The following is a 19,222-nucleotide window of genomic DNA, read 5'->3' as shown; positions in this document are numbered from 1 at the left end:
GCATCTCGTTCAAGACTCCGCGGTGGTCCGCCATCGCCGGGTTTTTCGTACACAGCGGCCCTCAATGCTGCCGAAGCGAAACTCGAATCCCTGTCATCCAAGGTCACGCCAATACATGTCGCCCAACGCCCCCGCCGACGACCAACACGACGACATCATGTATCCCTCCGCCCTGCCGTTCCTGCTGGTCCATCTCGGCTGCGTTGCAGCCATCTGGACCGGCGTTACCTGGCAGGCCGTCGCGATCTGCGCCTCACTCTATGTCGTCCGCATGTTTGCAATCGGAGCGGGCTATCACCGCTATTTCTCCCATCGGGCTTTTGCGACCGGCCGGGTGTTTCAGTTCATCCTGGCCTGGCTTGCGCAAAGCACCGCGCAGAAAAGCGTTTTGTGGTGGGCGGCCAAGCATCGACATCATCACCTACATTCCGATACCGAGGACGACGTGCATTCGCCGCGTCATCGAGGCTTCCTCTACAGTCATCTCGGCTGGATTTTTTACAGGGAGCACGATGGCACCGACCTCGTGAAGGTCGGAGATTTCGCCGCGTATCCGGAACTGATGTGGCTGCATCGCCTGGAACTCCTGCCGGCCGTCACGCTGGCTGCGCTCTGCTTCCTGGTTGGCGGATGGTCCGGTCTCGTCGTCGGCTTCCTCTGGAGCACCGTGCTGGTCTATCACGCGACCTTCTGCATCAACTCCCTCGCCCATGTGCATGGACGCAAGCGGTACGTGACCGGCGATGATTCCCGCAACAATTGGCTGCTGGCCTTGTTCACCCTCGGTGAGGGCTGGCACAATAATCACCACGCCTACCAGAGCAGCGTGCGGCAAGGTTTTCGCTGGTGGGAAATCGACGTCACCTATTACATCCTGAAGGTGCTGTCCTGGTTCGGCGTCGTCTGGAACATGAAGTCGCCGCCCGAGCAGGTGCTGCGCAACGAGCAGCCGCTCGGCGCACGCGTCATCAACCGGGCCGCTCGCGAGCTCGCCGGACGGTTCGATGCGCAGACCCTGGCGCACGCGATCTCGTCGGCGCTCCGCCGAGCCGATTTGGCCCAGCTGCAACTGCCGACGCTGCACGACATCCTCAGTCGCGCGCACGAAGGCGTCGATGCACTGACGCATCTGCATTTGCCGAAGATTCCGACCCGCGAGGAGTTTCTCACCGAGGCCAAGGCGATGTTCGCGCGAACGCGATCACTCAACGAGATCGTGGACTACGCCTACGAACACTTCCTGGAGTCGGTTCGCGCGCAGCTCGCCACGGCGCGCTGACCAAGTCTCTCTCTGGACCAGACTTCCAGAGCAAGGCAAATCCGGACGGTCGCGGCAGTCTGACGCGCATTCCCAAAACCAAACCGCCCGCCTGCGTGTTGCGCAGGCGGGCGGCTCGGGGCCATCAGGACTTTGGGGGCATGCGCCTGACGGCTTTGAGAGGCGTCAGTCCCGAGATCAACCTTGAGATCAACCTTGCTGCTGGTCGGTCGGCGGCGGGGTCGGGCGCGTCTTGTGTTGCGCCATGAACTGGTCGAACTCTTCCTTGTCCTTGGCGTGACGCAGACGGTCGAGGAAGTTCTTGAACTCGACCTGCTCTTCCTCGAGCCGCTGCAATGTCTCGGTGCGGTACTCGTCAAAGGCGCGGTTGCCACTCGAGGGCGGGCCGAAGCCAAAGCCGAAACCGTGGCGCTCCATGCGGCCGCGCATACGGTCCATCTTGTACTGCATCCGCTCCATCTTGTTCTGCCAGCGATCCTGGTTGCTCCAGCACGACATTCTTCTGCTCCCGAGTGTGAAAAAGAGAAGGGCAAGTCCGATCGGCCACCAGATGATGAAGCCGAGGATGGTCACGGCGATCCAGCCGGGATGCCAGGGCGTGTTGAGCATGTGGGGGCGCTCGTAGTGTTGGTCCGAAGGGCCGCGCCATCGATTGACATCAGCGGTGTAGGCCATTTCCCTCTCCATGACGGCATCAGCGCCGTTGTGAATGTAAATAACATTTACATAGGTAGATCATCCCGCGATTTTGTCAAGCCGACCGCCCAACAGGGCGGGGGAATTATTTGGGTAACTTTATTTCGGCTTGCCCCAGGGACCACCGGGCGGCACGCCCGAACCGGAGGATGCCTCCGGTGGTACCGGCGGCGGCTCGGCGCTTTTCGCCGGGGGACGGCGATCGGTCGGGAAGCCGAGACCGCGCAGATAGATCAGCACCTCGGCTTCGAGCAGCTCGTCCGGCGACATCGGCAGCTTTCGACGCGCGGCGTCGCCGCGGGAGAACAGCGAGGCCACGCCATGCGCCATCGACCAGATGTGCAGCGCCATCATCATCGCCGGAGGCCGCGGCGTGCCCGGCGGCGCCAGCGCGGCAAGCCGCTCCGCCGCGGCACGAATGACGTTGAAAGCACGCTCGCTAGCGGCCTGTAGCGCCGGATTGGCATCCACCGGCACGCCCGATTCGAACATCGCATTGTAGAACGCCGGCTCCTCGCGGGCGAAGGCGAGATAGGCCCTGCCGACACGCTCGAACGCCGTGACGGTGTCGGGCCGTCCGTCGTCCCAGGCCGCAGTCAGGCGCGCTTCGAACTGCTCGAAGCCACGCTGCGCGATCGAGGACAGCAGTTCTTCACGGTCGCGAAAATGCCGGTACGGTGCCGCGGCACTGACGCCAGCCATGCGCGCGGCATCGGCAAAGGTGAAGCCGGCCGCGCCCTTCTCGGCGATCAGTCCGAGGGCGGCCTGCAAGAGGGCTTCCTTCAGATTGCCGTGGTGATAGCCGCGCTCGGCGCGGCGCGTCTCCTTGCGCCAGCTCATGTGAACGACCTTTACATGAGCTGGGCAGGAAGGTCACTAGCGGCGACGGGTTTGGTTAACCCGTATTCTTCCGGTCTGGGGCGGCCGCCGAATTCTAGCCGCCAGGGATCGGCAGCACCGGCATGATCTCGACGCGTTCGCCGGGGAAGATCGTGAAGTGCGGGTGGTTCTCGAACATCTTCGCCGCGACTTCATGGGATGCCGCGCGCACCACGGTGAAGGCGCCCATCTCGTTGGCGATGTCGGCCATGCCCTTGCCGTCGACCTTCTTGGTCTTGCCGAGCGGGCCGCCCATAGCCTCGATCGCGCCCTGGTGCTTTTCGACCCAGCCCTTCCAGGCCGCCATGCCCTCCTGCTCCTTCGCCTTGCGCTCGGCCTCGGGCATCGCATTCCAAGCGGCCCATTTGGAGCTGGTCTTGCTGCCGAGGAAAACGGCGAGATAGGTGTCGGTGCCCATCGGTTCTCTCCTTTGCTGATGGATAGACGAAGCTGCGGCTATTTCTTGAGTTCGCCGAAACCGGCGGCGGCCTCCTGCACGTCAGGCGGAAAGTCGCTCATCTCCTGCACCTGACGTATCTCGATGATTTCGTTCGGTGCGGCCGGACACCGCTTGGCCCAGGCGATCGCCTCGGCACGCGAGGCAACCTCGATCATCCAGTACCCGCCCAGGACCTCCTTGGCCTCGGCGAACGGACCATCCGTCACGATGGGCTTGCCGGTCGCAAACGAGACGCGCGCGCCCATCGAGGGCGGGTGCAGGCCGTCGAGCGTGATCAGCACGCCGGCGTCCTTCAGCGCCTCGTTGTAGCGCATCATCGCTGCGACCCGCTCGGGATCGAGTTGAACGTCGGGCGCCGCGGTCTCGTAGCCGAGCGGGATCATCAGCATCATGAATCGCATGAGCACTCCTTGCGTGCTTTTGTCGTTCGGATTGCGCGGCGAGGCGCCACTCCGGATGGACGGGAGCGACGGCCCGGGCCGCCCGCCCTTACCTCCAAGACGAAGGAACCTTGACGAAACCGACAGGTGACGAAAATTATTCTGGAGATTATTGGCTGGCGCTAGCGCGCCTGCGGCAGGAAACGCCCGTCCTGCCGGGCAGCGCCGAAATAAACCTCGATGCGGCGAACCTTACCGCCGATGAAGGTGAAGAACTCGGTGTTGCGAAAGCTCCTGCCATCTGTCGCCAAGCAGAGATAGGTGACGAAGGCCTGGTCGCCTTGGACGAAAATCCGCTCGATATCGTGCCGCGCAATCCAGCCGGTGTCCCTCCAGCAACGCTCGAAATAGGCCGCCTTGTCGAGGTCGTCGTCGAACGGGCTGGTGAAGCGGAAATCGTCGGCCAACGCGTCGGCGACCCGTTGCGGGTCGTTGCCGAGATAGGCGGCGAAAAGGTCTCGAATCAGGCGCTCGGGGTCAGTCATCGAACGGTTCCGTGATCAGCATCGTCTTGAAGACGATTGAGGCGCAGCCGCGCCGACATCACGTCCGGCAGCAACCACGCGAAAAATAATGCACGCGGTCGCCCGTATAAATACGGCGCGTTCTATGAACTCCGCCGTGCATATGAGTCGAGAATACTTGCATCCTGAGCAACATGGCCGAGGCGTACGAAAGACAGAACGGGCGCCGCCTCGTGCAGGAGTTTACAGTTGCTAAAGAAGCCCATGCAACTTTTTAGCTTGAGCGAAACGGTATGACGATCCGGCTGATTCGCCCCTCAGCATTAGGCGGAGCTTACGTGTTCAACTTCCAAAGCAAGAAAGTCAGGCACGCGGTCGCGGAGGTCGAGGCGCTCGACCGGTCCCAGGCCGTGATCGAATTCGGCCTCGACGGCACCATCCTCGATGCCAACGAAAATCTCCTCAAGATGAGCGGCTATACGCTCTCGGAGATCAAGGGCAAGCATCACAGCATCTTCGTCAGCGCGACTGAACGCGAAAGCGCCCGTTATCGCGACTTCTGGGCCAGCCTGAACCGCGGCGAGTTCCAGACCACGCAATACAGGCGCTTCGGCAAAAACGGCAAGGAAGTCTGGGTCCATGCGTCGTACGCGCCGCTGCGCGACGAGAACGGCAAGGTGGTGAGCTTCATCAAGTTCGCAACCGACATCACGGCTTACAAGATGAGGACCATGGAGGACGCGGGCAAAATCGCCGCGATCGGCCGTGCCCAAGCCGTGATCGAATTCAACATGGACGGCACCATCGTCACCGCCAACGAGAATTTCCTCGGCGCGATGGGCTACTCGCTCGACGAGATCCAGGGCAAGCACCACAGCATGTTCGTGACGCCGGAAGATCGCGCGAGCTCGGCCTATGCCGACTTCTGGGCGCGGCTGAACCGCGGCCAGTTCGAGGCCGCCGAATACAAGCGGATCGGCAAGGGCGGACGCGAAATCTGGATTCTGGCGACCTACAACCCGATCCTCGACGAGATCGGCAGGCCGTTCAAGGTGGTGAAGTTCGCGACCGACGTCACCGCGCAGAAGATGAAGGCGGCCGACAATGACGGGCAGCTCGCCGCGATCCAGAAATCGCAGGCGGTGATCGAGTTCAACATGGACGGCACCATCCGCGCCGCCAACGAGAACTTTTTGAACGCGATGGGGTATTCGCTAGCCGAGATCAAGGGACAGCACCACTCCATGTTCGTCGAGCCGAACGAGAAGAATTCGGCGGCCTACCGCCAGTTCTGGGAGACGCTCAACCGCGGTGAATACCAGGCCGCCGAATACAAGCGGATCGCCAAGGGCGGCCGCGAAATCTGGATCCAGGCGTCCTATAACCCGATCCTCGACCTCAACGGCAAACCCTACAAGGTGGTGAAATATGCCACCGACATCACCGCGCAGGCGATCGGCCGCAAGAAGGCCGACAACGCGCGCGGTTTGATCGAGGCGGTCGCGGCCGGCAGCGAAGAGATGAGTGCATCGATTCGCGAGATCTCCGCGACCATGGCGAAGTCGCGCGAGACTTCGAAGGTCGCGACCACCCGCGTCGAGGCCGCCGACGGCCAGGCGCAGCGGCTGAACGCGGCGGCGCAGGCGATGAGCGGCATCGTCGAGATGATCTCGGGCATCACCGGCCAGATCAACCTGCTCGCGCTCAACGCCACGATCGAATCGGCACGCGCGGGGGAAGCCGGCCGCGGCTTCGCCGTGGTCGCCTCCGAGGTGAAGAGCCTCGCCAACCAGGCCAAGCAGGCGACCGACACAATCACATCCGAAATCGACGCGCTGAACACCATCTCCGGCGACGTCGCAAGCTCGCTCACCGCAATCAAGGTCGCGATCGCCGGCGTCAACGAGTTCATCGCCTCCACCGCCGCCGCGGTCGAGGAACAGAGCATCGTGACGGCCGACATGTCGGCCAACATGCAGCGCGCCACGGCGGAGCTGGCTTAGGCCGCCTTGCGCGGCTGCAAAAGCAGAGCCTCGAAGAGCCAAAGGCGCGATACTTTGTCGCGTCCTCCTCGCGGCTTTCGTGGTAGGGAGACCGCCTCAATTTCCCGAACCACGGATAAGCTATGACCGCCTCCCCGCAGAAAATCGCCCTCGTCACCGGAGCCGCGCGCGGCATCGGGCTTGCGACCGCGAAGAAGTTTTTGAACGAGGGCTGGCGGGTGGCGTTGCTCGACATCGAGGGCGAGCTGCTCGGCCGCGCGGTCGCCGAGATCGGCCGGGACGAGGCCACGCTGGCGTTGACTTGCGACGTCTCGGACGCCGCCGCGGTTGCCGCCGCGATGACGACGGTCGAACGGCGGTTTGGCCGGCTCGACGCGCTCGTCAACAATGCCGGCATTGCCGTGTTCGCGCCGCTGATGGAGACGTCGGAGACCGATTGGCGGCGCGTGCTCGAGGTCAACCTCACCGGCCCGTTCCTCTGCACCAAGGCGGCGGTGCCGCTGATGCGCGACGGCAATGGCGGCGCCATCGTCAACATCACCTCGATCTCGGCGGTGCGCGCCTCGACGCTACGCTCGGCCTACGGCACCAGCAAGGCGGGCCTCGCGCACCTTACCAAGCAGCTCGCGGTCGAGCTCGCGTCCCTCAGCATCCGCGTCAACGCGGTCGCGCCGGGGCCTGTTGACACCGCGATGGCGAAGCAGGTGCACACCAGGGAGATCCGCGCCGACTATCACGACGCCATCCCGCTCAACCGCTACGGCCTGGAAGAGGAACTCGCCGAAGCCATCTACTTCCTGTGCTCGGAACGATCGAGCTACATCACCGGACAAATTTTGGCCGTCGATGGCGGCTTCGATGCGGCGGGCATCGGCCTGCCGACGCTGCGCGGCGAGCGGAGGAACGGGTAGGCACGGCGCAGGTTGGATTTGCGAAGCGTCACCAATCTTTTCTCGTCGGCCTGTCCTACGGACTCGAATTCGCGGAGGCTTCATGCGGCGCGTCACCTTCCTCAGGGCCTTGATGCTCGCATCCGCGCTGTTCGCCGCCACGCCTGCCCTGGCCGAAATCCGCATCATCCAGTCGCCCGGTGGACAGGTCGGGCCGTTCCTCGATTTGTTCGAGAAGGTGCGCGAGAGCGGCGAGCGCGTGGTGATCGATGGTCCCTGCCTGTCCGCCTGCACGCTGGTGCTGAGCATCGTGCCGGGAGAGCGGATTTGCGTCACCAAGCGCGCCGTGCTCGGCTTTCATGCGGCGCGCTCGGTCGATCGGCGCGGACGCTTCTACGCCGAGCCGGAAGCATCCGATGCGGTGCTTGCGGCCTATCCCGGCCCGGTGCGCGACTGGATCAGCCGCCGCGGCGGCCTCTCGTCGCGGTTGCTTCTGCTGAAGGGACGCGACCTCGCCGCGATCTATCCGCGCTGCCGGTGATGATCAGGCGAACGCAAGCGCCCGCTAAATCGCGCCGGTCACATGCTTCTTGAGGTCTAATAGAAACTCTGGATCAACTCGGTCAATTCCATGCTCGCGCAGATGAGCATACCCCAAAGTGCAAAGTTGATCTGCAGCGCCGCCGCCATCGGTCGCTCCCCTTCCAAGTCCGCCCGCCCCAGTTTTTAGAATTTATGACGAAATAAATAACGATTCTGCCCCGGAGTTCACAGCCTAATATTGCGCCAGTTGTTGTGCGCTGCGGTCCGCATCATTTCACGAAGCGGCCTCACTGCTCTCGCAATGTGGTGCGACAGCAAAATCCATATTCCGCCGTGTCGGCCAGGCGTTTTCCTTAGGTTCCATTTGAGCGGTGCGTCGCAAGCTTCGGCATGCGGACTTCGCGCGTCGCATACACACCCAGGGTCCGGCATGATGCGACACGGCTTCGTCTTGCTCACTTTTTGCGCAACGCTCATGGGATGCGTGGTTGCGCCTGCGCAGGAACGCCGTCCGATCGCATGGGACGGCATCGGTCAGGATCCGAACCGTCCCTCCGTCATCAAGCGTCGTGTGGCGACCCAAACTCCCGCGGCGAGTGATCCGAATCGGGAGCGGGAGAGAGTCCTCGGCACCTTGCGCCCGTACTCCGCTGCGTGGTGGGCAATCCATGACGAAATCGAAGCGGAGAATGACAGGCAGCTCGGGACGAAGCTCGTGATCTGTCCGCGCTGCGTTCCCTCCTCCCAACCACCGAGCAATGACGCGACCGGATCGATCCGCTGAGAGGGCGCGCGGTCGATCGGCACATGGCGCAACGTCTCATGCGCGCCCCTCTCCGCATCGTCGGGGAGGGGGGATCGCCGCCTGGCGCGTCAGGTGATCGCGCCTGTCACATTCCCTCGGCCGGGCAGTTCACCATCCAGGGAATGCCGAACTTGTCGACGCACATGCCAAAACCCTTGGCCCAGAACGTCTTGCTGAAGGGCATGGTAACGCTGCCGCCGTCGGCGAGCGCGTTGAACTTGCGTTCGCCCTCTGCCGGGTCCGCGACCGTGAGCGAGATCGAGAAGCCCTGCGGCTTGTGAAAATGCTCGCCTGGTGCGTCGGAGGCCATCAGCACGCTGCCGTCGGGCAGCGACATCCGCGCATGCATGATGATCTTCTCGCGGCCAGGCGTGGCGGGCACTTCCGGCGGCGCATCCGAGGCGCGCATCATCGCATCGATCTTGCCGCCCAAGACCCTGGCGTAATAATCGAACGCCGCTTCGCAGGTGTCCTGATAGAACAGATAGGCATTGAGCATCGTTTCTCTCCGTTTTGCTTTCGTTCGGGGTGATGGCGCTACTTCTCGGTGAGCTTCTTCAGGCTGGCCAGGCCCGCCTCGAAATCCTTGCCGATCATGCTGTCCATGTTGATGAACACCTGCATGATCTTGGACAGGAACGGGGCCGGACCGGACATCGCCCACGTGACAAGTGTGGCATCGCCTTGCGGCACAAAGGTGAACTCGGCGGTGTTGTGGCCTTCGAAAGGCCGCTCGAAATCGAGCTTGATGCGGAGTTTCGACGGCGCACTCGCCTCGAGGACCTCCATATGGCCGGCGCCGACATTGTTGTTGCCGTCCCAGGCATAGGTCGCACCCTTGCCCGGCGCAGTTCCGCCGAAGGAGCGCTTCATCGCGGGATCGCGGCTCTCGTAGGGGGACCAGGCTGTCCAGCGATGGAAATCCGCGACCAGCGGATAGATCGCATCGGCGGGCGCCTTCACGGCGAGGCTGCGCTCGACGCGGAATGTGTCGGGCTTCGTCAATGCGAAGACGAGGACACCCGCGAGTCCGACGGCGAGCACGACGGCGATGACGGCAATGGCTCTCAGCATGAATGGCTCCCTGGATACGCTCCTAGGACGAAGGGAGGGGACCGGGCCCGACAAGGCGAAGCGGAAATTTTGCTGGCCCTGAAGCAGGCGCTCCCTACGTCACCTTGGCGCCTTCGACCTTGGCGTCTTGCCTGGCGCCGCCATTTGCGCCCTTGGCCTGACTGTCCCGGATCAGGCGATCGAGATGCATGCGGATGTGAGCAGCTTCTGCGGACGTGTTGGCGAGGGCGATGGCGCGGTCGAAGGCGATGCGGGCTTCGTCGTTGCGGCCGAGCTGCATCAGGAAGGCGCCGCGCACGCCATAGAAATGGAAGTAGTTGGCAAGCTTTGGCGCCAGCGGCTCGATCAGGTCGAGCGCGGCTTGCGGTCCGCGCACCTTGGAAACCGCGACCGCGCGGTTGAGCGTCACCACCGGCGAGGGCTGAACCACCTCCAGCGCACCATAGAGCAGGTCGATCTGCGCCCAGTCGGTCTCCGCGGGCGTGGACGCGCGGGCATGCAGCGCGGCAATCGCGGCCTGGATCTGGTAGGGCCCGCTGCGGCGATGGCGTATCGCCTTGTCGATCAGCGCGAGGCCTTCCGCGATCATGGTGCCGTTCCACAACGAACGATCCTGGTCGTCCAGCAGGATCAGCGAGCCATCCGCGGCAAAGCGCGAGGCACTGCGCGCATGCTGCAACAAGATCAGCGCCGTGAGCCCCATGATCTCCGGCTCGCTCTGGAACAGCCGCAGCAGCAACCGCGCCAGCCGGATCGCTTCCTCGCACAGTGGCTTTCTGATTTCGGCGGTGTCGCCGCTCGCCGAATAGCCCTCGTTGAAGATCAGATAGATCATCGCGGCAACACCGGCGAGCCGCTCCGAGCGTTCGACCGCGCCCGGCGTTTCAAACGGCGTCCCGGCCTCCGCGACCTTGGCCTTGGCACGCGTGATGCGCTGCTCCATCGCCGCTTCCGACACCAGGAAGGCGCGCGCGATCTGCTTCACCGTCAGGCCGCAGACGATACGGAGCGCCAGCGCGATCTGCTGCGTCGCCGGCAGCCCTGGATGGCAGCAGATGAACATCAGCCGCAAAATGTCGTCGCGGTAGTGCGAGCCGTCGAGCCGCTCGGCGAGCGCGCCCTCGGCGTCGTCGAGATCGGAGATCGCCTGGTCGTCCTCCGGCAGCGGCTGCTGCTTGCGGGTGCGGCGCACCTCGTCGATCGCAACGTTGCGGCCGACCATGATCAGCCAGGCCGCGGGATCGCGCGGCGGTCCGTTCTGCGGCCAGGTCTTCAGCGCGCGCAGGCAGGCGTTCTGGAATGCCTCCTCGGCGGTGTCGAGATCGCGGAAATAGCGCAGCAGCGCGCCGACCGCCTGGGGGCGCGCCGAGGTCAGCGCGGTCTCGATCCAGGCGGTATCGGCCTCGCTCACGTCAGATTTCCTCCGGGCCTGAACACGCCGACGGGGCGCACCTCATAGGCGCCGCCGGGATTGGCCGATCCGAGGTCACGCGCAACGTCGAGCGCCTCGTCGAGGTTCTTGCAATCGACGATGTAGAAGCCGAGCAACTGCTCCTTGGTCTCCGCGTAGGGGCCGTCCAGCACCAGCGGCGGGTCCTCCTTGCGCAGCGTCGCTGCCGCAGTGGTCGGCAGCAGCCGCGCCACCGGGCCGAGCCTGCCCTGCTTCGCGAGACCTTCCTGCACGACGGCGAGCTTCTTCATCACGGCCTCGTCCTGGTCCTTGCTCCAGGAGCCGACGAAGTCCTCGTCGTGATAGCAAAGGATCGCATAAAGCATGGGCAGTACCTTCTCTGAGCGCTTGTTTTGAAGACGATCCAGTATGCCTTGCCCCGACATGGCTGCGGAAAAAAACTGCAAGAAAAATCCGGCAGATCGTGCCAAGGAGGGCCTTCAAAAGCGGAACCTAAAGAGGCACTTCGAATGACCGTGGGCACACTGGCCGTCCTGATCAACAGCACGCAGCAAAACTGGCTGCCGGACCGCTGGAAGGCCCGGTTCGACGCGGTCTGCGGCGGCCGCCGCGTCGTGCTGCTGCCCGATGCCGGGCTCGATCCGGCCGAGGTGCACTATGCCGCGGTGTGGAAGCCGGTGCCGGGCGACCTCGGTTCATTCCCCAATCTGCGGGCGATCTTCAATCTCGGCGCCGGCGTCGATGCGCTGATGGCGGACAAGAGCCTGCCCGACGTGCCGCTGGTGCGCGTCGCCGTGCCCGACCTCACCAACCGCATGACCGAATATGTCGTGCTGCATGTGCTGATGCACCACCGCCAGGAGCTTTATCTGCGCCAGTCGCAGCGCGAGAAGCGCTGGGAGCCGACATATCAATGGCCGGCGAGCGCCGTCACGGTCGGTGTCATGGGACTGGGCACGCTCGGCGCTGATGCGGCCGATGTGCTGCGGCGGCTTGGTTTCCGTGTCGCCGGCTGGAGCCGCAGCCCGCGTACCATCGCAGGTGTCGAATGTTTCCATGGCGCCGGGCAGATCGACGCGTTCCTGCGCACGACCGATATCCTCGTCAGCCTGTTGCCGCTGACGCCTGATACACACGGCATTCTCAACCGCGACGTCTTCACCAAGCTCAACCGCAAGAGCCCGCTCGGTGCGCCCGTGCTGATCAACGCCGGCCGCGGCGGCCTTCAGAACGAAGTTGACATCCTGGCCTGCCTCGACGACGGCACGCTGGGGGCCGCCTCGCTCGACGTCTTCGTGCAGGAGCCGCAGCCGAAGGACAGCCGGTTCTGGACCCATCCGAAGGTTTTGCTGACGCCACATAACGCCGCCGACACGGACGCCGATGCGATCTCGGCCTATGTCGCCGAGCAGATCGCGCGGTTCGAGTCGGGTGGTGTGCTGGAGAACGTGGTGGACCGGACGCGGGGGTATTGAGACCTCACGAGCCACCCGGGCCCGTAAAATCACTGATCGCCGGCCGGTATCCCGTTCACCCTCTCTTAGCGAGAAGTTGATAGGCGTTGTTAATCAACGCTCAACGAACGAGTCGGACATGCGGGCGAACCTCGGCCTCAGGATGCGGATCACGGTTGCGCTGGCGGTGACCGCGGCGGCGACCGCCCTGTTCGCCGTGCTCGGGGCGATGTGGATCATTTCCGGCATCATCGACCGGGCCGACCAGCGCGAGCTTCGCAGTCACTACGATGCGCTCCAGTCGCGCATCGCCGAGGAATCCCAGCGCGCCGCCGCCATGAGCGCCGTCGTGGCCGCGATTCCGGCGACGCAGGACGCGATGGCCAAGCAGGATCGCAATACCCTGGTCAGCCTGTTCGGGCCGGTGTTTGCCGCGACCAAATCGGAGTACGGCGTCGAACAGTTCCAGTTCCACGTGGCGCCCGCGACCTCGTTTTTGCGCGTGCACCAGCCTGCCAAATTTGGCGACGACCTCTCGGGCTTCCGCAAAACCGTGATCATGGCCAACCAGGAGCACAAGGTCGTGGTTGGCCTCGAGGGCGGCCTGGCCGGGCTCGGCATCCGCGGCGTGGTGCCTATCGCGCAAGGCGGCAAGCATCTCGGCTCAGTGGAGTTTGGCCTGACCTTCGGCCAGTCCTTCCTGGACGACTTCAAGACCAACCGCCATGTCGACATCGCCTTCCATCTCGCGGACGGCGGCGGCTTCAAGCTGTTCGGCGGCACGCTGAAGGGCAAGAGCTTCTTCGATGCGGCCGATTACGGCCGCGCCGCCGGCGGCGACTTCACGGTCCGACAGGCCAAGCTCGACACCACGCCGGTGGCCGCGCTGCTCGGACCGATCAGGGATTTTTCCGGCAAGCCGCTCGGCGCGGTCGAGCTGGTGATGGACAATGCCGACTATGTGGCCTCCGCCGACCGTGCCTGGCTGCTGGCATTCGGCATCGCCGCGCTCGGGCTCGTGCTCGCCGCCATCGTCGGCTATCTCATCGCCCGCAGCATCTCGCGTCCGATCATCTCCATCACGAGCGTGATGCGCGAGCTGGCCGACGGACACCTCGATGTCGCGGTTCCCGTCAGCAAGGCGAATGACGAGGTCGGCGCGATGGTCAAGGCGGTCGCGGTGTTCCGCGACAACGCCGTCAACTTCAACCGGCTCCAGACCGAACAGGCCGACACTAAGGCGCAATCCGAAGCGGAGAAACGGCGCGCGTTCGCCGCGCTCGCCGACAATTTCGAAGCCAGCATCCGCGACGTCGTCACCACGGTCTCCTCGGCCGCGGTCGAGATGGAGAACACGGCGCGCTCGATGTCTGATATCGTCGAGCGATCACGGCAGCAGACCGGCACGGTGTCGTCGGCCTCGGCGCTCGCCTCGGAGAATGTGCAGACGGTTGCTGCCGCCGCGGAAGAGCTGTCGTCGTCGATGACAGAGATCAGCCGGCGCCTTGCGCACGCGACTGCGGTGGTCGGCAAAGCTGCCAGCGACGGGCGACGGTCGAATGAGCGCGTGCAGAGTCTGGCCGACGCCGCGCAAAAGATCGGCGACGTCGTCTCCTTCATCAGCGGCATTGCCGAGCAAACCAATCTGCTGGCACTCAACGCGACGATCGAGGCGGCGCGCGCGGGCGAAGCCGGCCGCGGCTTTGCGGTGGTCGCCTTCGAGGTGAAGGCGCTGGCAACCCAGACCGCCAAGGCGACCGAGGAGATCGGCGCGCAGGTGACGGCGGTCCAAGGCGAGACCACCGGCGCAGTGGACGGCATCCAGTCGATCTGCGCCACGATCCAGGAGGTCGATGAGATCTCCGCCGCGATTGCCGCCGCCGTCGGCCAGCAGGGCACCGCGACGCAGGAGATCGCGCAGAACGTCCAGCAGGCGGCCGCCCGCACCGGCGAGGTCTCGCAAAACATCGCAGGCGTCACCGCCGGCATCGCCGCGACGGGAACAGCGGCGGAGGAGGTGCTGGGCTCGGCGATCGAGCTATCAAAGCAATCGCAGCGGCTGCGCGACGAGGTGGATCGCTTCCTTGCGCATATTCGCGCGGCGTAGGCGGGCTATAAACTCAGTGTCGTCCTGGCGAAAGCCAGGACCCATTATCCCAGGGAGGAGCTGCGGCGCGACGGCGGCAACTCCGAATCTTCGCCAAACCAAGTTCGGTGGCTATGGGTCCTGGCTTTCGCCAGGACGACGTTGGCTCGCGCCACGCAACCGCCTAGCTCTTTCCTCCCACCATCACGTCGATCGCCCCCTTCACGATCGCCTCGAGCTCCTTCCGCGACACACGCGCGCGGGAGCGGATGGCAATTGAGTGCACGGTTGCGGATGCGAGCTGCGCCAGCACGGCGGGATCGGCGCTGTCGGGCAACTCGCCTTTCTCCTTGGCGCGGCGGAAGCAACTCGCAAATGCCTTGTCGAGCTCGTTGAGGCCATCGAGCACCATCGCCCGGATGTCGGGATCGCCGACCGCCTCGGAGGCCGCCGTGACCACGGTGAAGCAGCCGCGCGGGCCGGTCTCGCCCGAGAGATAGATGTTCAGCGCGGAGGCGAAGATACGCTCCAGCCGCTGGCGCACGGGCATCTCCTGGCGAAAGATCTCCACCATCGATGCGCGCGCGTCCTCGCGGTAGCGCTGATAACTCTTGATGTAGAGCTCGCGCTTGTCGCCGAAGGCACCGTAGAGGCTCGGGCGATTCATGCCGGTGGCTTCGCTGAGATCGTCGAGCGAGGTCGCCGCGAAGCCCTGCGTGCGGAACAGGTCGAGCGCCTTGCCAAGCGCGACCTCGGGTTCATAGGCGCGCGGACGGCCCCGGCGCTTGGGTTCACTGGCAGCAGTTGGTGGCTTCGATTTTTGTACCATCTCGCAATTTAATCCTTGACCCTTCCCATAATATGCAAGACAGTACAAAAATCAATCTGGCCAGGTTGAGCGACACTCCAAAAGTCACATCGAGGAATTGCCCAAAGGAGGCTCAAGATGGATCTTTATTTCTCGCCGCTCGCCTGTTCAATGGCGAGCCGCGTGGCGCTGTACGAAGCCGGCGCCGAAGCCAATTATCTCGAAGTCGATCCGCCGACCAAGACCGTGCTGAGCGACGGCACTGACTTCCGAACCGTGAACCCGATCGGCCTGGTGCCGACACTGCGGACCGATGAGGGCGTGGTGCTGACCGAGAACGCCGCGATCCTGCAATATATCGCCGACCGCTTCCCGCAATCGGGCCTCGGCGCCGCAGCGGGGATCGATCGCACGCGGCTGCATCAATGGCTCTGCTTCATCGGCACCGAGCTACACAAGGGCCTGTTCATCCCGGTGCTCGACCGCAAGGCGCCGCAGGAGACGAAAGCCTATGCGCTGGAGAAGAACCTGTCGCGGCTGGACTATCTCGACAATTACCTGAAGGGGCGCGACTTCCTGCTCGACCATTTCAGCGTCGCCGACGCCTATCTCGTCACGGTCATCAACTGGACCATGGCGACCCCGCCCATCGAGCTCGCCAAATGGCCGAACGTGAAGGCCTATTACGAACGCCTGCGCCAACGGCCGTCGATCGCCAAGGCGATCGCGGAAGAGTTCGAGCTGTACAAGGCCGAGCAGGCGCGGAAGAAGGCCGCGGCGTAGCGGCATTCGAAACGATCGTCGTTCCGGCCAATACGGCCGGGACGACGGGTTAAACAGCGCGACTGACCGCGCCCGGAACCCGTGGCTATTTCGGCGTCTGCAGTACGACCCCGTAGCGGCCGTATATCCGATCGATCGTGCCGTCGTTTCGCAGCCGTTCAACCGCTCCATCAATGGTGTCGCGCAATGCATCATCCGGACGGACCATGCCGACCGCGACGTTCCAGTTGAGATCGGCTACGGACTCGTCGCGATCCAGGATACGAAATGCCTTGTCCGGATGCGTCAGATTGAAATAACTCGCCGCAGTGGGTGTGACCGCAGCGGCATCGATCTCATGGTTTGACAAGGCATCGAGGCTGTCGCTCTCGAAGCCGAAAGTCGAGGTCGGGACGTGCCGTTGACTGATGATCATGGCAGCGACGGATCCGACCTGCACGCCAACCTTGGTATGCTCGTTGAGGCTCTGGAACGAGGCGAGTGCGCTGGATGGGGGGACGGCGAGCGCGACCCCCGTGCGATAATACGGTTTCGAGATTCTCAAGCGGGTTTCACCCTGCGCTTCGCGGTCGGCGATGACGTCCAGAACAATGTCGCATCCGGCGCTCCGCATCTGGTACTGGGTGATGATCCAGTCGAGACGCAGCGACACCCCGAGCTCGCGTGCCAGCGCGTCGCCCAATTCGATCTGAAAGCCGGGAGGATCGGCGGCCTTGCTTGCGAACGGAAGCGAGTTCGGATGGGCGCATAATCCGAGCACACCGGATGCGCGGATTGCGTCCAGGGTCCGCCCCTGCGCAGGATTCAGCAATCCGATCACGGCGCCGACCACCAGCGGGAGAACTGCCTTCATTCCGGGTCCTCGTGTCGACATCGGCCTGGTCGATTCAGCCCTCGCGCGGCTTCAGGGCGCGGATATATTTGACGATCTGGTCGATCTGCGCGTCGGTGAAGGCCCCGCCGAATGCCGGCATCGCACCAGACTTGCCGTTCTTGATGCGGCTGTGCAGATACTCGTCGTCGCGCGGCGAATTCATCAGTTGCGGTCCTTTGCCGGCGGCCCGGCCGCCAGCGGAGTGACAAAAGCCGCAAGTCCCTGCGAATAACTGCTCGACGTCGAACGTCCCGTTGTCGGGTACGGGAGTGGCAGACTGCGCCTGAACCGGTGCGGCATACAGCGACGAGGCGCCCAGCGCCGCCGACAAGAGCGCGGCGATCTTCTTCAAATGCAAGTTCAAGGTATCCAGCTCCATATCCTGAAGCACGATGTCCTGAAGCACGCCCGGAACTTCCAATGCACGGGAAGCAAGCTTGCGCCTGCTTCCCGGCAATCTGCGATGATCTATTTCAAGCTGAAGACGACGAGTGCCCCGTCATCACGCGGCATGCTCTTGTAGACGCCGCCGAAGTTTGGCGCGTATTCGTCCGCCAGCATGCCGCCAAAGCCGGCGGCCACGGCAATGTACTGCTTGCCATTGACGGAATAGCTGACGATGCCGCCCTGGTGGCCGGTGCCGTTGTTGTGACTCCATAGCTCCGCCCCGGTTTCGGCATCGTAGGCATGAAGGATGCCGCGGGAGTCCGGCACGAATACGAGATTGCCCGCAGTCGACAGCACGCTTCCGAGCGGCGGCTCGGGATAGCGAACCTCCCACTTCTTGGCGCCGGTGATGGGGTCGCGCGCATCGAGATGTCCATAAATCTCTCCGCCCGGAGGGGGTACCATCTTGAAATCGGCGCCGATGTTGAGCTGGACCTGAGGCGCTGTGACCGGCGTCGTCTTCTGGACGTCGAGCGTCATGCACCATTCCTGGCCGATCTTGTAGTACAGGCCGGTCTTCGGGTTGTAGGAGCCGGCGTTCCAGCTGACGCCGCCGCCGATGAAGGGGCACAGCGGCGGTTCGGTGACCTTCCCGGCGCTGAAGTCGCGACGGCCGATCAAGGCACCGGTCTTGGGATCGATATCCTTGACGAAATTGATGTTCTCAACGAGCCGCCAGACATTCTTCACGGCGAGATTGCGGTCATAGACGAAGACGAAACCGCCCTTGTTCGGGTGAACCACGAACTTCTGACCGTCACGTTCGAGCATCACAAACTCGCCGACCGCGCTGTCGAAGTCCCAGGCATCGTGCGGCAATTCCTGATGATGGAATTTCAGCCTGCCGGTATCGACGTCGAGACCGATCACCGAACTCGTGTAGAGATTGTCGCCGGGACGCGCGCCTTGCGTCTTGTAATCGGCGCCCGACCAATCGTAGAGCGGCGCCGGGTTTGCGGTGCCCCATAGGATCGTGTTGGTCTCGGAATCGTAAGTGCCCGGCATCCAGCCACCGCCACCGCCCGTGCGCCAGGAATCGTTTCCCCACGTCTTCATGGCCTCGTCGGTGCCGGCGACGGTCAAGAACTCCCACTTCTTCTTCCCGGTGGTGGCATCCAGGCCGAAGATCGGGCCGCGGCCCGGCCATTCACCGCCTTGCGCTCCGATGATCACCGTGCCCTTCGCGTAAAGCGGTGCACCGGTGAAACCGACCGTGAGCTTCTGCGAGTCGATCAGCCTGGTTTCCCAGAGGACCTTCCCCGACTTCATGTCCAGGCCAAGAACCCTGCCATCCATGGTGCCGACGAAAACCTTGCCCTCGCCGAGCGCTACGCCGCGATTGTAGGGGGAATGGGTCTGACGGGAGATCAGGGCCTCGTCCAGCTCCGGAAAATGGGACCAGATCACCTCGCCTGTCGCGCCGTTGAGCGCAAAAACCCGGCTGTAAGAACCCGAGTAATAGAGCACGCCATCCGCCGCGAGCGGCATCGATTGCAGGCCGCGGGTCGAGCGCCCTGGAATGTGGGTCCAGGCAACGTTCAGATTGCCGATATTGTTTGCATTGATCTGCGCCAGCGGACTGTAGTGATAGGATTTGTATGAACCGTGGTAGGTCAGCCAATCGTTCTGACCGCCGTTTTCGATCCGCGCAGTATCCACGGACTGGGCCAAGGCCGACGACACCACCAGCGTCGCGCCGGCAATAAGAGGTAGGCCAGACTTACACCAACGCTTCTTCATCCGTTCCTCCCGCTTTATGTTGTTTAACTTGCGTCTCACAGACGCCGCCGCGAGGGATGTTGCAGTCCGCTATCTGTCGGTTCTTC

The 19,222-nt window shown here is 63.7% G+C and carries 21 protein-coding genes; 8 read left to right on the top strand and 13 right to left on the bottom strand.

Annotated elements, in window-relative coordinates; translation table 11 throughout:
- Positions 1–115: 115 nt before the first annotated feature.
- Entirely contained in the window at positions 116–1,279 is a 1,164-nt protein-coding gene (locus AC0L3S_RS21135) for an acyl-CoA desaturase (protein WP_473281055.1), read from the top strand.
- A gap of 189 nt (positions 1,280–1,468) precedes the next feature.
- Here the strand turns inward: AC0L3S_RS21135 and AC0L3S_RS21130 are convergent, their stop codons facing one another.
- From AC0L3S_RS21130 to AC0L3S_RS21110, 5 genes are all read right to left on the bottom strand, one after another.
- Positions 1,469–1,954 (bottom strand): DUF2852 domain-containing protein, encoded by a 486-nt coding sequence (locus tag AC0L3S_RS21130; protein WP_007596323.1) that lies wholly within the window; start codon positions 1,952–1,954, stop codon positions 1,469–1,471.
- A 120-nt stretch (positions 1,955–2,074) separates the two neighbouring features.
- The gene (locus AC0L3S_RS21125; protein ID WP_354102956.1) at positions 2,075–2,815 is read right to left on the bottom strand and encodes a TetR/AcrR family transcriptional regulator; all 741 of its coding nucleotides are present in this window, start codon (positions 2,813–2,815) and stop codon (positions 2,075–2,077) included.
- Between the two features lie 94 nt (positions 2,816–2,909).
- Positions 2,910–3,272, bottom strand: a complete 363-nt coding sequence (locus tag AC0L3S_RS21120; protein WP_473281053.1) for a hypothetical protein — start codon at positions 3,270–3,272, stop codon at positions 2,910–2,912.
- Between the two features lie 38 nt (positions 3,273–3,310).
- A complete protein-coding gene (locus AC0L3S_RS21115) occupies positions 3,311–3,715 on the bottom strand; it encodes a YciI family protein (RefSeq protein WP_473281051.1) in 405 nt (134 codons plus the stop codon).
- Between the two features lie 161 nt (positions 3,716–3,876).
- Complete coding sequence (locus tag AC0L3S_RS21110; RefSeq protein ID WP_473281049.1) at positions 3,877–4,239, bottom strand: nuclear transport factor 2 family protein; 363 nt, start codon at positions 4,237–4,239, stop codon at positions 3,877–3,879.
- A gap of 317 nt (positions 4,240–4,556) precedes the next feature.
- Between AC0L3S_RS21110 and AC0L3S_RS21105 the strand changes: the two genes are divergently transcribed.
- The 4 genes from AC0L3S_RS21105 to AC0L3S_RS21090 all read left to right on the top strand — a co-directional run bounded on the left by AC0L3S_RS21105 (position 4,557) and on the right by AC0L3S_RS21090 (position 8,438).
- Positions 4,557–6,221 carry a methyl-accepting chemotaxis protein gene (locus tag AC0L3S_RS21105; protein ID WP_473265445.1) on the top strand — a complete coding sequence of 555 codons (1,665 nt, stop codon included), beginning with the start codon at positions 4,557–4,559 and terminating at the stop codon, positions 6,219–6,221.
- Positions 6,222–6,343: 122 nt separating this feature from the next.
- Positions 6,344–7,132, top strand: coding sequence for an SDR family NAD(P)-dependent oxidoreductase (locus AC0L3S_RS21100; protein WP_473265448.1), 789 nt, complete (start codon positions 6,344–6,346; stop codon positions 7,130–7,132).
- Between the two features lie 82 nt (positions 7,133–7,214).
- Positions 7,215–7,652, top strand: coding sequence for a hypothetical protein (locus AC0L3S_RS21095; RefSeq protein ID WP_473265451.1), 438 nt, complete (start codon positions 7,215–7,217; stop codon positions 7,650–7,652).
- A gap of 432 nt (positions 7,653–8,084) precedes the next feature.
- Positions 8,085–8,438: a hypothetical protein gene (locus tag AC0L3S_RS21090; protein WP_473265453.1), complete on the top strand. Its 354-nt coding sequence runs from the start codon at positions 8,085–8,087 to the stop codon at positions 8,436–8,438.
- 106 nt (positions 8,439–8,544) lie between these two features.
- Here AC0L3S_RS21090 and AC0L3S_RS21085 read toward each other — a convergent pair whose 3' ends face one another.
- The 4 genes from AC0L3S_RS21085 to AC0L3S_RS21070 all read right to left on the bottom strand — a co-directional run bounded on the left by AC0L3S_RS21085 (position 8,545) and on the right by AC0L3S_RS21070 (position 11,309).
- Positions 8,545–8,958 (bottom strand): VOC family protein, encoded by a 414-nt coding sequence (locus AC0L3S_RS21085; RefSeq protein ID WP_473265456.1) that lies wholly within the window; start codon positions 8,956–8,958, stop codon positions 8,545–8,547.
- Between the two features lie 38 nt (positions 8,959–8,996).
- Complete coding sequence (gene kdpF, locus AC0L3S_RS21080; RefSeq protein WP_473265458.1) at positions 8,997–9,533, bottom strand: K(+)-transporting ATPase subunit F; 537 nt, start codon at positions 9,531–9,533, stop codon at positions 8,997–8,999.
- A 94-nt stretch (positions 9,534–9,627) separates the two neighbouring features.
- Positions 9,628–10,944 carry an RNA polymerase sigma factor gene (locus tag AC0L3S_RS21075; protein WP_473265459.1) on the bottom strand — a complete coding sequence of 439 codons (1,317 nt, stop codon included), beginning with the start codon at positions 10,942–10,944 and terminating at the stop codon, positions 9,628–9,630.
- Positions 10,941–11,309, bottom strand: a complete 369-nt coding sequence (locus tag AC0L3S_RS21070) for a YciI family protein (protein ID WP_027570323.1) — start codon at positions 11,307–11,309, stop codon at positions 10,941–10,943. Before AC0L3S_RS21070 ends, AC0L3S_RS21075 begins: the two co-directional genes overlap by 4 nt.
- Before the next feature lie 144 nt (positions 11,310–11,453).
- Here AC0L3S_RS21070 and AC0L3S_RS21065 point away from each other — a divergent pair, with 144 nt between their 5' ends.
- Both AC0L3S_RS21065 and AC0L3S_RS21060 read left to right on the top strand, forming a co-directional pair.
- A complete protein-coding gene (locus AC0L3S_RS21065; RefSeq protein WP_473281047.1) occupies positions 11,454–12,419 on the top strand; it encodes a 2-hydroxyacid dehydrogenase in 966 nt (321 codons plus the stop codon).
- A gap of 118 nt (positions 12,420–12,537) precedes the next feature.
- Entirely contained in the window at positions 12,538–14,505 is a 1,968-nt protein-coding gene (locus AC0L3S_RS21060; RefSeq protein WP_473281045.1) for a methyl-accepting chemotaxis protein, read from the top strand.
- A 163-nt stretch (positions 14,506–14,668) separates the two neighbouring features.
- Here AC0L3S_RS21060 and AC0L3S_RS21055 read toward each other — a convergent pair whose 3' ends face one another.
- Entirely contained in the window at positions 14,669–15,313 is a 645-nt protein-coding gene (locus AC0L3S_RS21055; RefSeq protein WP_473265466.1) for a TetR/AcrR family transcriptional regulator, read from the bottom strand.
- A 117-nt stretch (positions 15,314–15,430) separates the two neighbouring features.
- Between AC0L3S_RS21055 and AC0L3S_RS21050 the strand changes: the two genes are divergently transcribed.
- Positions 15,431–16,075: a glutathione binding-like protein gene (locus AC0L3S_RS21050; RefSeq protein WP_473265468.1), complete on the top strand. Its 645-nt coding sequence runs from the start codon at positions 15,431–15,433 to the stop codon at positions 16,073–16,075.
- 85 nt (positions 16,076–16,160) lie between these two features.
- Here AC0L3S_RS21050 and AC0L3S_RS21045 read toward each other — a convergent pair whose 3' ends face one another.
- From AC0L3S_RS21045 to AC0L3S_RS21035, 3 genes are all read right to left on the bottom strand, one after another.
- The gene (locus AC0L3S_RS21045) at positions 16,161–16,928 is read right to left on the bottom strand and encodes a substrate-binding periplasmic protein (protein WP_473281043.1); all 768 of its coding nucleotides are present in this window, start codon (positions 16,926–16,928) and stop codon (positions 16,161–16,163) included.
- Between the two features lie 34 nt (positions 16,929–16,962).
- On the bottom strand, positions 16,963–17,355 hold the full coding sequence (locus tag AC0L3S_RS21040; protein ID WP_473265474.1) for a c-type cytochrome: 393 nt from the start codon (positions 17,353–17,355) through the stop codon (positions 16,963–16,965).
- Positions 17,356–17,417: 62 nt separating this feature from the next.
- Positions 17,418–19,136 (bottom strand): outer membrane protein assembly factor BamB family protein, encoded by a 1,719-nt coding sequence (locus AC0L3S_RS21035; RefSeq protein WP_473265476.1) that lies wholly within the window; start codon positions 19,134–19,136, stop codon positions 17,418–17,420.
- Positions 19,137–19,222 lie beyond the last annotated feature (86 nt).

The sequence above is a fragment of the Bradyrhizobium sp. Ken01 genome, from assembly GCF_055807355.1.
This window is presented reverse-complemented; position numbering and strand designations above follow the sequence as displayed.